Genomic DNA, 14,610 nt, shown 5'->3' with positions numbered 1-14,610 from the left:
ACAATTGCTGTAAGAAAACTAGGTTATGCGATCGCACTCTTCTATCAAATCCCTACTTATTCTGACAATGGCGATCTGAGTAACGACTGCTGATGAGATACCAGAAGTAGCGATCGCATTTAGTGCTAAGGGCGTGATAGCAGTTTTAATTGTTTTAATTTTTATCTAAAGATGTAGTTTTAAAATACATTGATTATTACTTATGATAGTTCCTCTACATCATTCCAATCGGTGAAAGTAAATATACTTAATAACTGAGGTTCAAAGCATGGACTCAACAGGTAAGGTTCAAACTGTGAACTCGTCCTGGTCTCTTCCACTGCCGTTGAAAGAGTATGCAATGAGCCGAGTAACTGTCTACTATTATAGCGACAGATGGGTTCCAATCAAATATTGTTCTTTGGAAAAGGCAATTTTGCTTCACCAAAAGGCAAGAAGAGAAGGCAAGGAAATTTTTTTATTTCCTGCTAATATAGACCCTAATCAATTCTCAAACTCTTTTAACTGAAATGCATTGAGGTAGACTATCTTTCCAACATCTTGGCAACAAATTATTCAGCTATAGAGGCGTACATATATATGTACGCCTCTAATTGTAAATGGGATTAAAAAATATAGCGATCGCTAACAAGAGCGCTTCTAAAAACAGGTTATCAAAGAGTTACATAAGCTTTGTTATCGTACTAACGGGTTTTTGTTAATCGCTGCTGAGTTTACGGTTTGTTCAATTCTTTTTAATCTGGTTTCTGGACGTTTTGCACTATCAATCCAAAAAAGAATATTCTTTTTGGATGAGTTATTAAATGCTTCAAAATACCCTTTGGCAGTTGGGTTTGCTTCTAAAACCTGCTTTAAATCTAAGGGAATAATTAATGCTTCGATCGCATCCAAAGAGTTCCATGAACCATCTTGTTTTGCAGCTTCAATTTTTTCTAGACCAACTGTAGTCATCAAGCCTTGTTCTATAAGTTCTTCAATATATTGTTTATTTAATTTTGACCACACACTTTTCGATTTTCGAGGTGTAAAAATTTGCATATAACGTTCTTCGTCTAAGGATTTAACTTTACTGTCAATCCAACCAAAACATAAGGCTTCTTTTACCGCTTCGCTATATCGAACACTTGGTTTATCGCTTTTTACTTTGTAGTAAATGAGCCACACACCAAGAGAGGTGCGATGGTTTTCTTCTAACCATTTCCGCCATTCTTTGGGGCTTTGAGGGCAGAAAGTGGGTAATTCATTATTAAGTTTAGATACACCAGTATTCTTATCTTTGCTAAGGCTAAGGTTTTTTTCTGTACTTTGCTGCATTGGTCGCTTACTACTTAGTACTACGATTGCTAAGTCCAAATATATACGCAATAAAAGTTGTTTGAGCTACTAAGATTCCGAGCGCTGTACCACCAAGTGCTACCCTAGCTTGAAAACTTCCTAGCTCATCAAGCTTTCGGGTTTCAATAAATGTTGTGCGTTCGAAATTGAATTGCCATCTTGCTGCTTCTGAGTTGCCAAGATAACTCAGAGGTAGACTTAGAATATAACCAAGAACCGTAAATGCTAAAGCTGTAGGAATAGTCAGCTTCAAATTTTGAAATATTAATGAGCGCATGGAAAAAAATTAGCTAAATTTAAAGTTTTTGCAACAATTTTAATAGTTAAAAATACTAGCCAAAGGTTGAACTTTAGTATTTTGAAAGTTGCAGATAAATTTATTCTAGTATCAAACCAAACCAGAACGCAGTGCGACAACTGCTGCTTGCACGCGATCGTCTACTGCTAATTTATTCATAATCCCTCGGACGTGAGTTTTGATGGTGTTGGGACTGAGATAGAGTTTTTCGGCAATTTCTGGGTTGCTCAACCCGTCTACCATCAGCTTTAACACTTCTAACTCGCGCCCAGATAAGTTGGCGGTGTTGGTGGTGGGTGAAGGCGGTTTGAGATTATCAATTACTCGCCGCGCAATTTGGGGATCGAGATAGGCTGCACCATCAACTGCGGCTGCGATCGCACTTAACAATCTTTCCACACTTGCACCTTTGATACAATATGCATCTGCACCGCTAGATAGTGCCGCAATAATTTCTGTCTCCGTTTGATGAGATGTCAGCATCACTACATGAGTTGCTGGTAGCGCCGCCTTAATTTGCTGTGTCGCGGCAATACCATCCAATCGCGGCAATCCAATATCCATAACCACCAAATCAGGTTTCAGTTGCAGTGCAGCTTGAACTCCCAAATAACCATCTTCAGCTTGTCCAACAATCTCTAACTGAGGATGAGCCATCAACGATTGCTCTAATCCCAATTGCATCATCGGATCGTCTTCGACAATTAACACGCGCAAGGGCGGAGCATTGACGGGTAAATTTAAGGGATAGCGAGTATCTAAAGACATTTTTATTAATTATTTGTCATTTGTCATTTGTCATTTGTCATTTGTCATTAGTTATTGAGTATGAGTCATTCTCTTTGTACCCCAATGCCCCATACCCCATGCCCAATGCCCAATGCCCAATGCCCCATGCCCCATGCCCAATTATTATTCTTCCACGCGATAGCCTAACTCTGCTAAACTAATCCGCGACTGTCGCCATTTTGGCTGGACTTTCACAAACAATTCTAAGTAAACTTTACCAGCGATTAACTTTTGGATTTGTTCGCGGGCTTCACTACCAATAGCTTTAAGCATTGCTCCACCTTTGCCAATGAGTATGCCTTTTTGGGAATCACGCTCGACGTTGATGGTAGCAAGTACACGGGTAATGCTGGGAGTTTCTTCTACTAGATCAATGGCGATCGCTACTGAATGGGGTACTTCTTCACGAGTCAATAATAAAATTTGTTCTCGGATCAATTCACCCATAATAAAGCGTTCTGGCTGGTCAGTTACCAAGTCTGGAGGATAATATAATGGCCCAATTTCTAAATGTTTAATTAATAATTCTTGAAGTTGCGGTAATCCGGTACTAGTCTTGGCAGAAAATTTCACGATTTCCCATTCATGGGATTGGGCCATTTGGGCGTAACTATCATCTAGAAACTGCGAATCAGCCGGTTGTTGGTCGGTTTTGTTCATACCCAGAATTACTGGTGTTTTACTGCGACTGAGCAATTCAGCAATGTAGCGATCGCCCGATCCACAAGCTACAGATCCATCTACCACAAATAACACTACATCTACCGATTCAATGGCAATTTTGGCATTTTGCACCAAGACTTCGCCCAATTGATGATGGGGCTTATGAATTCCTGGTGTATCTACAAATATTAACTGCGCCTCTGGCGTAGTTAGTACACCGCGCAAACGGTTACGTGTAGTTTGTGCTACTGGTGATGTAATGGCAATTTTTTGTCCTACTAGCTGATTCATCAAAGTAGATTTACCGACATTTGGACGACCAACAATGCCGATAAAACCTGATTTGAATTCAGGAGGAGCCTGGGGAATTGTTACTTCTTCTGAAAAAGAGAAAGTGTAATTTTCAATACTAGTCACCTTTGGCTCCACCCTCATATTTTCTAGCTGGGATAACTTGGTTTTTTCTTAGACACAAAACAAGCATAAAATTACCCTGGCATTTTTAGGGTTTGCTTTTGCCGAGGTTTAATCTACTACTTGCTCTACACTTATATTTTACAGCTGAGATAACCTTAGTTGTAGTATTCAGGAGTCAGAATTCAGTAGTCAGAATATTAAAAAAATTAAACTCAAAGTTTACCTCATTTCATCGCCGATCGTACTAAACCCACATAAATTTTGACTTTTAGCTCAAGAGGTGCTGAATTTTTAGACTTTGTTTTGTTTTTAGATCCAAAAGAAACATAAAATTACTTTGGCATTAACAGAGAGGACTTTTGCTTGAGTTTAATCTACTGCTAACTTTGGCTTAAGTTTCATCGACTACTTAACGTATACATTTGGATCAAAATGTCAATAAAAAATGTGGGAGAACCCAAACGCATAGGAATTCTTACGAGTGGAGGTGATTGTTCTGGTTTAAATGCTGTGATTAGGGCTGTAGTAAATTGTGCTGTAAATACTTACGGCTGGGAGGTTTTAGGAATTCGTCAAGCGACTCTAGGATTAATGGCGCGTCCGCCGCAATTTACCAACCTGGAAGTTGACCGAGTTGACTCATTGTTAACTGCGGGTGGCACAATGTTGGGGACGACCAATAAAGGCGACCCTTTTGCTTTTCCGATGGCGGATGGAAGTTTATGCGATCGCTCCGAAGAAATTATTGCGGGTTATCATGAGCTAGGTTTAGACGCTTTGATTGGTATCGGCGGCGATGGTAGCTTGGCAATTTTGCGTCGCCTAGCTCAACAAGGTGGTATTAATTTAGTAGGTATTCCCAAAACCATTGATAACGATATTGGCGTTACCGAACACGCCATCGGTTTTGATACAGCAGTCAATATTGCCACGGAAGCACTAGACAGGTTACATTTTACTGCTGCAAGTCATAGCCGAGTCATGATTTTGGAAGTAATGGGTCGTGATGCCGGACACATAGCAATAGCTGCGGGAATTGCGGGGGGAGCGAATGTAATTTTAATTCCCGAAATTCCTTACACAGTTGAGCATATTTGCCACAAAATCAAAGAACGCCAAGAAAAAGGCAAAAACTATTGTTTGATAATTGTTTCTGAAGCGGTTCGTACCCACGATGGGGAAAATGTGACGATTACAAATCGCTTAGGTCAATCTCGATATGGCGGAATTGGTGAATATTTGGCAGATAAAATTATTGAACACATCGGTGTAGAAACACGAGTTACAGTTTTAGGACACATTCAACGCGGTGGAACTGCTTCACCACTAGATAGATTAGTTGCAACAGCTTTTGGTGTTGCAGCCGTTAATCTAATTGCAGAGGGTAAATACGATCGCATGGTAACATGGCAAAATCGCCAAGTATTAAGTGTACCAATTATAGAAGCGATCGCTCAATATAGCGCTGTCGATCCCAATGGTACTTTAGTTAAAACCGCTCGTGGTATGGGTATTTATTTGGGAGACTGAATATACATGGTACAGGCACAGCATAGCTGTGCCTATCAAAGTACAAAGTTTAGTAGAAGATGTAAATGACGCGGGAATTTTACCACTGGGGAAATAAAATACAGATGCAATAACTTCTTCATCTGCGCGATCGCACAATAATTACTGAGACCATTTCAGATTAATATAATCATAATATTATGTCTGTTAATCTTGTGAGTTTTGATAATGTTTGTTAGCTGTGGTTGGAACAGCAACAAAGTAGTTGAAGTTAAATTGATTTTCAAAAAGCGATCGTACTTCTTTACAAAATAAAAATGCGTAGACGCAATGCGGCTAGACTTACTGACAGTCAAGCTGGTAAAGTAATTTCCGCACAGGAAGTTAGGGCAAAATTAAGAAATTACACCAGTATAAAATGAATAGCGATCGCCATGTCAAAACACCAAAACGCGATTGCATTTATAATTGAATTTATAACCTAAGTTTAGAGTAAGAAAGACAAATTATGAAAAGTGAACAGGAACGCGAACAATTAATTAAAGAGATTAACGTACTGTTAAATCAAGCTTATGATAGTACTTTAGATGAGATTTACGCACTACTTCAAACAATCGAAGAAGAAGAAGAAGAAGAAGATTTAAAAGCCTACGACAAAGCAAAAAAAGAAGCTAATCTTGATAATTCAGTGTCATGGGAAGAAGCTAAAAAAGAACTAAAGACAGGAATAAACAAGGAAGTGGCGTGAGTTATAAAGTTGAAATATCGAGGGGTGCATTGAAGCAACTTAAAAAAATACCGTCAGAACTTCAAGAACGTATACAAATTAAAATTGATGATTTAGCTACAGAACCACGTCCGAATAAAGTTAAAAAGCTAAAAGGGAAAGAAAATGCTTATAAAATTAGAGTAGGTGACTATCGCGTTATCTATGATATTTTCGACGATATTCTAATGGTAAATGTTGTGGAAGTCGGACATCGTAAAAATATTTATAAAGATGAAAGTTGAGAAGCAAGAAAAACTTAGAGCGATCGCACTCCACAAACCCAAACGCGATCGCATTAACTTATTGCTCCTATCTTAATTACGAACTGCTATTCCTTAACTAACAATTCCCAAGACAAACTCACCTTCATTAACAGCTTGATTGGTTGCGACATCATAAACTAATCCATCATGTTGAGCGCAGACATCAATTACACTAGGTAGTTGACCTTCTTTATTAAAACTGAGAATTTGATACAGCTTGTCTCCAGCTTTGACTGTACTACCTAATGCTATTCTCCATTGAATCATCCCACCTGCGATCGCATAATATTTTTTTCGGTTGCTACTAGATGCAAAAGTCATCTCATGGGTTTTTGTGTCACCTGATACAGACATTTGCAGTACACCTTTTTGTGCTAAATAATTTTTTACACCCCGTACACCTTTAGCAACTGAATCAGGATTCATTTGCATTCCTGAGCCTAATTCTAGTGTCCAAGCTTCCACATCAAACTTGATTTCTCTACCCAACTCTTTAAAACAAGCTTCCAGCGCTAACCAAGGTTTGATAAAAGCTTCATCAAAAGCATCACCATCGTATTTATTAAGCAAGATTCCAAAATCGAGTAGAAAGTGTTTTGCACTGTCTTCTCGATTTCGGAAGTAATAAAGGTAGTCTAACGCTTGATTTGTAGAACTATGTAAATCAATTAAGTAGTCTGCATCTAAACTCAGATTTTGTAGTTTGTAGCCAAAAAGCTCAGTGTATGGCACTGCACTAGGAGAATTAATTTTTTCTAAAATTTTCATAAATTGTTGCTTAATTATAGTTAGATAATTTTGTCGAACGACCTTTAGATCGATATGAAGTTGAGATTTAGTAAAAGCTACTAAATCATCAGCTTCTTTTTCGTAGTCCCAAAATATGCGATTCCAGTCTTTAGCTTCGTAAATGCAGTAACGTCCGGGGGAAAAATGATGAGCGCGTTCATTCGTCCCCATTGGATTACAAACGGGAACTAGCCAAATTTCTCCAGTTAAATCTGTATCATTTATTGTTAATAAAAACTCAATTAGCTGGTGAATAACGGCATTACCAGCAATTTCTGCACCGTGCAGATTAGATTGAATGTAAACCTTTTTACCAGGTTGAGCGCCGATGAATTTGTATAGTTGTAAAGATAGGCGATCGCCCGAAGCCATTTGACGTAATACAATAGTCTCAATAACTGGCTGCATAAAATAATTCGCTGATAATTTGAGTACATTATCGCTGTATCTGTACTGTTGTTGTGTTATATATTTTAAAAATCGGAATCAATGTTTTGTGCAAATACACTGAGCCAGAAAGTGAAGGAAAGTAAGGGAAAAATAATAACTCCTAACTTTTGTACAGACGCGATTAATCGCGTCTCTCCTAACTCCTAACTTCTCTCACGTTCCCGGTAAATTTCGCAACCGCTCATCCAAATGAGTACGGTCTGCCAAAACCTTTAATAGCGGCCCATGCGAACTAAATTCTACAATACTGACCGAAGCAACAGGGCATCCCAAACGAAAACGAAAGCGTCCCACATCAACCCCTAGTAAACTACACAGAATAATTCTGATAGTTGCCTTATGTGAAACCACTAAAACATTGCCACTAGTGTAATTTTGCTTGATTTCTTCAATTACCTGCAAGGCACGATAAGCAATTGTAACTGCCATTTCTCCACCATTAGGCGCATTCCAAGCGGGATCTGCTGACCAGCGAATATAATCATCGTGATATTCACGACTAATTACTTCTGGCGTTTTTCCTTCCCACAAGCCATAATTGATTTCCTTCAAACCATCCCTAAATTGTGGTTCTATCCCTATTGCTTCATACAAAGGTTTTGCTGTTAATACAGTTCGCTGCATTGGACTACAAAATATTGCTGTCCAATTCATGGAACTATATGTATCTGCAAAAGCTTTTGCCATCTCCAAGCCTTCTGGAGTAAGTTCTGAATTTATAGAACCGCAAAAGGAATTATTGCGGCTGCATTCTGTCTGTCCGTGACGGAGGAAATAAAGAGTTAGGTTCACCGTATATTCTCATCGATTGTGAATTTAAAAGCGCTAACTATCAGATGTAGCTGAAGATAGTTAATGCCTGTGGTATATTACTACAATTTTTGAGATTTAAATTGAAAAAGAATTCAGAAGCCAGAATGGGCTAAACCTTAGCTATCCGCTAACAGGAGTCAGAATCAAGACGTTTGCGGACTCGAAGGAGCTGCGCTATCAGTCGGGAATTCAAGCTTTGAAACCCCCATTTCCTTGTAGGGAAGGGGGGCTAGGGGGTTAAGTTTCCGAGGCTTTGATGTTATGAAAAATACTTGTTCATTCATCCTCTTAGCTACGCTCGTCGTAGACATTGCCATTATTGCTTTTTAATAATTATAAAAATAAATTAAGCATAGATATAGAGACGTAATTAATTACGTCTCTATAAAATTTCTGTCAATCAAGCTAGTCCTTTATCTTTCAACCCTTGCTAAAAATAGAATAAAGGTGCATAGCATTGAATGTTTAGCATTTCGTAATTTTTTCTTGCAAAAATGGAATGCACCCCATTTATATCCCTAGAGTTTCTGCAAAAAAAATCATGAATTACTAGTCAATGTTTTTCTTTACATTATCTTTCACGTCTTCAATTCCGTGACGTACTTCACTTTCAGCTTGCTTTGCTTTACCTTCAGCTTTATCTTCTGGATCTCCAGTGACGTTTCCTAATGCTTCTTGGGCTTTACCTTCAACATTTTTAGCAGCAGCCTTTGCGCGATCTTCTATGCTCATTTTGATACTCCTGATTTAATTAAAAACTAATTTCAAAGCTATAAACTAACTTTGAAACTCTTTGTTATTACCTTTACACAGTAACTTAAAGTTTTTGCTAAAGCCTTCTACCACAAGGCAGATTCAATATTTTGTAATTCGTAATTGGTAATTGGTAATTAAGAAAGGTAGTTTTAGTAAGCCTTCTGGCTGTTAGTTGAATATAAAATAAAGTGAGAATAGTTTAGTTACCTATGCTAAAAGACATAGAACAAATGCCACAGATGGTAATTTTTACTTTTTAAATAAAAAAAACCCAGTTTCCTATAGAAAATGGGTTAATAAAGTTATGGGGATGTTTTTTTGTTTAATCTAGAAAACCCATCAGGTTTTCAGAATTGTCAATCTCATTTGATGCTATCGGACGATTACCGAATGTCGAATAGCTTTCATCAATTACCAATGAACTTGAGGCAATTGGACGAATTCCAGAGAGATTCATACTTTCAACAATTTGGAATTTATTAGCACCAATTGGGCGAATACCCATTGCGTTATAGGTTTCAACTACTTCCAAACTACTGGTGCTAACAGGACGCACCCCAGAAATTGAAAGGTGTTCAGCAACTTCTAAGTCGCTAGCGCCTATGGGGCGAATTCCAGAAATGGCGAGTGTTCCAGAAGCTCCTACTGGCAGTTCATTAACTTCCTCGGCTTTATCTGCATTCAAGCTTTGGTCTTGTTGATTTTCAACTTGCTGTGTAGACTTGGCATACTTCTGCCGAGAACTGGTTGCTTTGCCAGTGTTGCTAATAGTCATAAACGAACACCTCTAGTTTGTTAACTGAATTTTACAATAATTAAGGAAAGATGAAATTTTTTCCCATATACCTTAGAGTTTAACCTTAAAAAACCTCATATAGATATAAGAATCTTTAAAACTAATACATAAGTAAATTTAAAGCAATAATTTTTGTAAATAATTATTACTATTTATTTGCTCTAATAAGCCAGCTACAATAGATACAGAGCGGAATTGTCACCATGAAATAGGGTATTTACAGCAAAACTGTATGACAGAATTTTGTCTTCAAGCTCCCTTTAGTCCTACAGGCGATCAACCACAAGCGATCGCTAAACTTTCTACTAGTATCCAATCAGGCAATCGTTACCAAACTTTACTAGGAGCCACTGGAACTGGCAAAACATTTTCCGTAGCAGCAGTTATTGAGAAAATTGGCAAGCCGACTTTAGTACTGGCGCATAATAAAACCCTGGCTGCACAGCTTTGTAACGAGTTGCGGGATTTCTTCCCCAACAATGCAGTTGAGTATTTTGTCAGCTACTACGATTATTATCAGCCAGAAGCGTATATTCCCGTCACCGATACTTATATTGAAAAAACGGCGGCGATTAATGATGAAATAGATATGTTGCGGCATTCGGCAACGCGATCGCTTTTTGAACGTCGTGATGTCATTGTCGTTGCTTCCATCAGTTGCATCTACGGTTTGGGAATGCCGTCAGAATATCTGAAAGCTGCCATCCCTCTTCAGATAGGTATGGAAGTAAATCAGCGTCAAATCTTACGAGATTTGGCAAACGTTCAATATAGCCGTAACGACATCGAAATGGGTCGGGGAAAATTTCGCGTCCGGGGTGATGTTTTAGAAATTGGCCCAGCTTATGAAGACCGAATTATTCGCGTCGAATTCTTTGGTGATGAAATTGACGCAATTCGCTATATCGATCCGGTAACAGGTGAAATTCTCAAAAGTTTGGAAGCCGTAAATGTCTATCCTGCACGTCACTTTGTCACCCCAGAAGAACGATTAGAAGTAGCTTGTCATGACATTGCAGCCGAGTTAAAACAGCAAAAACTAGACTTAGAACAAGCAGGGAAACTATTAGAAGCGCAACGCATAGATCAACGTACACGCTATGACTTGGAAATGCTGCGCGAAGTCGGTTACTGTAACGGCGTTGAGAACTATTCCCGTCACTTAGCAGGAAGACAAGCTGGAGAACCACCAGAATGTTTAATTGATTATTTTCCCAAAGATTGGCTATTAGTTATTGATGAATCTCACGTTACCGTGCCACAAATTCGCGGCATGTATAATGGCGACCAAGCGAGAAAAAAAGTTTTAATTGAACATGGATTTCGGCTTCCTAGTGCTGCTGATAACCGTCCTTTAAAAGCCGAGGAATTCTGGCAAAAAGTAAATCAGTGTATTTTTGTATCAGCAACTCCCGGAAATTGGGAATTAGAAGTTTCTGAAGACCATATAGTTGAACAAGTAATTCGACCAACTGGGGTGATCGATCCAGAAATTTCTGTGCGTCCCACAGAAGGACAAATTGATGATTTGTTAGGCGAAATTAAAGATAGAGCCGACCGCCATGAACGAGTCTTGATTACTACATTAACTAAGCGGATGGCGGAAGATTTAACCGAATATTTGCAAGACCACAGTATCAGGGTACGATATTTACATTCTGAGATTACTTCTATTGAGCGCATCGAGATTTTGCAGAACTTGCGCGATGGTGCATTTGATGTATTGGTTGGTGTGAATTTGCTGCGAGAAGGTTTGGATTTACCGGAAGTTTCATTAGTAGCAATTATGGATGCAGATAAAGAAGGTTTCTTACGAACCGAGCGTTCCTTAATTCAAACTATTGGTAGAGCCGCGCGTCACATTCAGGGACAAGCGATTTTATATGCCGATAATCTGACAGGTAGCATGATTAAAGCTATTGATGAAACAGACAGGCGGCGTGGGATTCAAACAGCACATAATCGATTGCATGGGATTACACCACAACCGATTGTGAAAAAATCAAGTAATGCAATTTTGGCTTTTTTAGATGTATCTCGGCGGTTAAATGCAACTGATTTAAAAGTAGTAGATGAACATCTAGATGAACTGCCATTAGAACAGATTCCCCAATTGATTACTCTGTTAGAAACGCAAATGAAAGAAGCGGCGAAGAAACTAGAATTTGAAGAGGCGGCAAAATTGCGCGATCGCATTAAGCATCTGCGAGATAAAATGCTAGGACGTTAAGTGAATCTTCTGCTGACCAATATTCGCCTAATTAGTGTTCGAGAATATCACCAAGAAGCGATAATGGATTCAGATGCCATTTACGTTTTAAGAGTGTGGTAGCCATGACTGAGTTACTTGAGCGTGCCTAGGCGTAGCCCGTCGTAGACATCGCTGCTCGTCTCCTTGCCAAGATAGAGGATGAGCAAAGATGGAAGGCTCAGTTTGAATCTACAACAGATGCTCAGTGGGATCGTTTAGCTGATATGGTAAGCCAGGAAATTACTGCTGGAGACATCACTCCTTTAGCTGAGGTTTTTCCCTCTGAGCAATGAAGTCAAGTGTTACAAAGATATTTCGCAAGAGACTTGACGAACTTCCTGCATCAGTTCAAGAGCGAGCTGCCAAAGCCTATGTTCTTTGGCGCTCAGATTTACCACAATAGTCTTCAGTTCAAATGAGTTAGCCAGCGCCAACCAAAAAATTCTTAAGAAAATTTTAAATTGAAGTTAGCTTGATAAGGTGCAAATTTTTTATACAACATTTAGCTAAATATTTACTCCAGTGACGTTGCTACGGAATCGCACCATTTCCTCACTTGCATTAAAATGCACCGCTGTTTCCGTCTGTGTCATTTGACGCTGAACAGCCCACAGTAGACCCCGACGGGGAATCTGAAGGCATCCACCCAAATAAGTGGCCTCATCTTCATCACTCTGACGGCGCAGAGGAAGCCCAGTACTTGGATCAAAACGGACAATTTTATGTTTCAGTAGCACATGTCCAAACTCGTGCATCAAGTTCGACTCGCGTCGCGCGGGAGTATGGCGTGGATTGTTGACAATCCAGAGTGGATTTTGATTAATAATTCCTGCTGACCATTGGTCGCTATCGAGCAATACCGCTACACAAGGGTCTAAGCTGGGAATCTGTTCAGGTGTCAAAATTTTTGCATTCAGTTGAGCCGCCAGCACATCTGCTGGTAATGGGTTAAATGCCCGTAAATTTAATAAACCACGTTGCTCGGTGGCAATTCCTTCACACCTTTGCCTAAACTCAGTTGTTAATTTCTCTGTTAGTGTCATAATTCTTTTTAATCCGGTTGTTGGTTGTCGCTTTGTTGAGAATTATCGCGATACGCTGCTTTGACTAATTCTGCTAGTGCATTGGCGATCGCCGGATCGAGTTTTTTGGATGCTCGTAATTGAATTTCTATTGTCTCTGGTGTATTTGAGTCAAAGAGAGCTTCGGATTCCTCTATTTTCTTAAAGAGTTCAGCAGGTGACACTTGCAGCCAATTGCAAAGTAATAAAAAGGTTTCCATGTCAGGCATTTTGCCATTTTCTACCCGTGAAAGTGTAGAAGAACTAACATTACCTATTTCTTTGGCTGTATCTCGCAGTCCTTTCCTCCCTCGCTTCGTCTTTACCATTGCGGCTAATAGATGTGTGTCTAAGTTGTATCCCATGCGTCTTTTATGTTTCATTTATGAAACGCGTTTCTTTATTGTCTCACATCAGCTATAGTTATTAAGTGTATCTTTATAATCTCAGTGTTTCATTAAAGAGACAAAATACCAAAGCTTGTCTTATATAGACAGGAGGTACTTTTTGGATAACAATTTTGATTTTTTGGTTGTGGGTTTGGCAGAGTTTTTCTGTGCAGATACTCAATACCAAACCCTTAAATACCCATATCCTGATTTATTACGGCGTAGCTGCAATACTTTGGCTTTGAAGATGACAGCTATTCCTTATCCACGTACTCTAGAAGGTCTTTTTAATCTTCTAGAAAAACCCTTGCAAACATGGTATCCGTTGGATATACCGAAGGAGTTTGACTCAGAATATGGCTTGATTTACGATAAAGCCTTAAGTGAGGAAGCAAGTCAGTATTTCTACGAACAGTTGGTAAAACGAGGGCAACTGCCTGAGTTCGCTTCTGTGAAAGTACAACAAATTGCGCTGGAGAACTTTCAGTTTCTGAGGTTGCTGGAAAAACTGCAAGAAGCCAACGAAAAAGACCCCGATCGCGCCCAGCAAGAATATGTTTTGCTGCGACGATTTCTAATTATGAATCCTCACACTACTTTAGAGAAACTTCGCAATACTTTTTCTCAGACGCGTTACATAACGATTAATGATATGGGCGAACTGTACGAAGACTGTAAAGAAAATGAATCTTATTGGTGCTGCGATCGCTGCGGCCCTTTAATTAAAAAACATGGACATTTACGTGGCATTAAGCCAAGCGTCTGCAACGATCATCGGAAAAACTTGTCTCATGTCCGGCGTATTTCTTGGAAGCAAGGTCTGCGTCGTCTCAAGTTTGGTATTCATTGGCGTGTCTGTTTACCTGGAATCCCAGAGATACGTCTGTTCGACACTTTAGAAAAGCTGCATAAACAACAGCCAGAATATCTTTGCCAAGTTCAACTTTGGCCTGGTATTGACCGTTACGACTTGCAACTACGTTTTGGTGACGGCTCAGTGTGGGCTGTAGATGTCAAAGACTACCGAAATCCGTATGATTTGGCTTTGCAACTGAAGCCGATATTTGGGGAAGGTGATTTGCGCTATGACGAAAGTTTTTATGTGATTCCTAATCATCGTCTGCATCAACGCCAAGATTACATCGACATCCTGCGTGAAGAAGCAACAGGATTGCCAAAAAGCACTCATCTTTTCAGCGATATCGCTTTTAAAGAACGAGTCGTCGCCAAGATAATGCACCTGAGTAAAGGGAAATAGCATT

Annotated in this window: 14 protein-coding genes; 5 read left to right on the top strand and 9 right to left on the bottom strand. The window is 39.3% G+C overall.

Going from position 1 to position 14,610, the window contains the following annotated elements; genetic code table 11:
• Nucleotides 1-675: 675 nt before the first annotated feature.
• The 3 genes from RMZ95_RS12300 to era all read right to left on the bottom strand — a co-directional run bounded on the left by RMZ95_RS12300 (nt 676) and on the right by era (nt 3,520).
• Nucleotides 676-1,314 carry a YdeI/OmpD-associated family protein gene (locus RMZ95_RS12300; protein ID WP_322683796.1) on the bottom strand — a complete coding sequence of 213 codons (639 nt, stop codon included), beginning with the start codon at nt 1,312-1,314 and terminating at the stop codon, nt 676-678.
• A 409-nt stretch (nt 1,315-1,723) separates the two neighbouring features.
• Nucleotides 1,724-2,401: a response regulator gene (locus RMZ95_RS12295; protein ID WP_104908984.1), complete on the bottom strand. Its 678-nt coding sequence runs from the start codon at nt 2,399-2,401 to the stop codon at nt 1,724-1,726.
• Between the two features lie 144 nt (nt 2,402-2,545).
• Nucleotides 2,546-3,520: a GTPase Era gene (gene era / locus RMZ95_RS12290; protein WP_322683795.1), complete on the bottom strand. Its 975-nt coding sequence runs from the start codon at nt 3,518-3,520 to the stop codon at nt 2,546-2,548.
• A 429-nt stretch (nt 3,521-3,949) separates the two neighbouring features.
• On the opposite strand from era, the gene RMZ95_RS12285 reads away from it, so the two are divergent.
• The 3 genes from RMZ95_RS12285 to RMZ95_RS12275 all read left to right on the top strand — a co-directional run bounded on the left by RMZ95_RS12285 (nt 3,950) and on the right by RMZ95_RS12275 (nt 6,022).
• Nucleotides 3,950-5,032, top strand: a complete 1,083-nt coding sequence (locus tag RMZ95_RS12285; protein WP_322683863.1) for an ATP-dependent 6-phosphofructokinase — start codon at nt 3,950-3,952, stop codon at nt 5,030-5,032.
• 487 nt (nt 5,033-5,519) lie between these two features.
• On the top strand, nt 5,520-5,759 hold the full coding sequence (locus RMZ95_RS12280; protein ID WP_322673447.1) for a hypothetical protein: 240 nt from the start codon (nt 5,520-5,522) through the stop codon (nt 5,757-5,759).
• Nucleotides 5,756-6,022 (top strand): type II toxin-antitoxin system RelE/ParE family toxin, encoded by a 267-nt coding sequence (locus RMZ95_RS12275; protein WP_322683794.1) that lies wholly within the window; start codon nt 5,756-5,758, stop codon nt 6,020-6,022. Before RMZ95_RS12280 ends, RMZ95_RS12275 begins: the two co-directional genes overlap by 4 nt.
• A 93-nt stretch (nt 6,023-6,115) precedes the next feature.
• On the opposite strand, the gene RMZ95_RS12270 is transcribed toward RMZ95_RS12275, so the two are convergent.
• From RMZ95_RS12270 to RMZ95_RS12255, 4 genes are all read right to left on the bottom strand, one after another.
• Nucleotides 6,116-7,240 carry a succinylglutamate desuccinylase/aspartoacylase family protein gene (locus RMZ95_RS12270; RefSeq protein WP_322683793.1) on the bottom strand — a complete coding sequence of 375 codons (1,125 nt, stop codon included), beginning with the start codon at nt 7,238-7,240 and terminating at the stop codon, nt 6,116-6,118.
• Between the two features lie 195 nt (nt 7,241-7,435).
• Nucleotides 7,436-8,074 (bottom strand): histidine phosphatase family protein, encoded by a 639-nt coding sequence (locus RMZ95_RS12265; protein ID WP_322683792.1) that lies wholly within the window; start codon nt 8,072-8,074, stop codon nt 7,436-7,438.
• A gap of 570 nt (nt 8,075-8,644) precedes the next feature.
• Nucleotides 8,645-8,827 carry a CsbD family protein gene (locus RMZ95_RS12260; protein ID WP_100900626.1) on the bottom strand — a complete coding sequence of 61 codons (183 nt, stop codon included), beginning with the start codon at nt 8,825-8,827 and terminating at the stop codon, nt 8,645-8,647.
• A 346-nt stretch (nt 8,828-9,173) separates the two neighbouring features.
• Nucleotides 9,174-9,626 (bottom strand): hypothetical protein, encoded by a 453-nt coding sequence (locus tag RMZ95_RS12255; RefSeq protein WP_322683791.1) that lies wholly within the window; start codon nt 9,624-9,626, stop codon nt 9,174-9,176.
• 253 nt (nt 9,627-9,879) lie between these two features.
• Here RMZ95_RS12255 and uvrB point away from each other — a divergent pair, with 253 nt between their 5' ends.
• Complete coding sequence (gene uvrB, locus RMZ95_RS12250; protein WP_322683790.1) at nt 9,880-11,877, top strand: excinuclease ABC subunit UvrB; 1,998 nt, start codon at nt 9,880-9,882, stop codon at nt 11,875-11,877.
• 527 nt (nt 11,878-12,404) lie between these two features.
• Here the strand turns inward: uvrB and RMZ95_RS12245 are convergent.
• Both RMZ95_RS12245 and RMZ95_RS12240 read right to left on the bottom strand, forming a co-directional pair.
• Nucleotides 12,405-12,941, bottom strand: a complete 537-nt coding sequence (locus RMZ95_RS12245; protein WP_322683789.1) for an ImmA/IrrE family metallo-endopeptidase — start codon at nt 12,939-12,941, stop codon at nt 12,405-12,407.
• 8 nt (nt 12,942-12,949) lie between these two features.
• Nucleotides 12,950-13,342 carry a helix-turn-helix transcriptional regulator gene (locus tag RMZ95_RS12240; RefSeq protein WP_322683788.1) on the bottom strand — a complete coding sequence of 131 codons (393 nt, stop codon included), beginning with the start codon at nt 13,340-13,342 and terminating at the stop codon, nt 12,950-12,952.
• 124 nt (nt 13,343-13,466) lie between these two features.
• Here RMZ95_RS12240 and RMZ95_RS12235 point away from each other — a divergent pair, with 124 nt between their 5' ends.
• Nucleotides 13,467-14,606 (top strand): hypothetical protein, encoded by a 1,140-nt coding sequence (locus RMZ95_RS12235; protein ID WP_322683787.1) that lies wholly within the window; start codon nt 13,467-13,469, stop codon nt 14,604-14,606.
• Nucleotides 14,607-14,610 lie beyond the last annotated feature (4 nt).

Origin of the sequence: Nostoc sp. DedQUE07 (assembly GCF_034530975.2) — a bacterium.
Classification (GTDB): domain Bacteria; phylum Cyanobacteriota; class Cyanobacteriia; order Cyanobacteriales; family Nostocaceae; genus Nostoc.
Note: the sequence above shows the minus strand (reverse complement) of the source record. Positions and strands in the feature narration are given on the sequence as shown.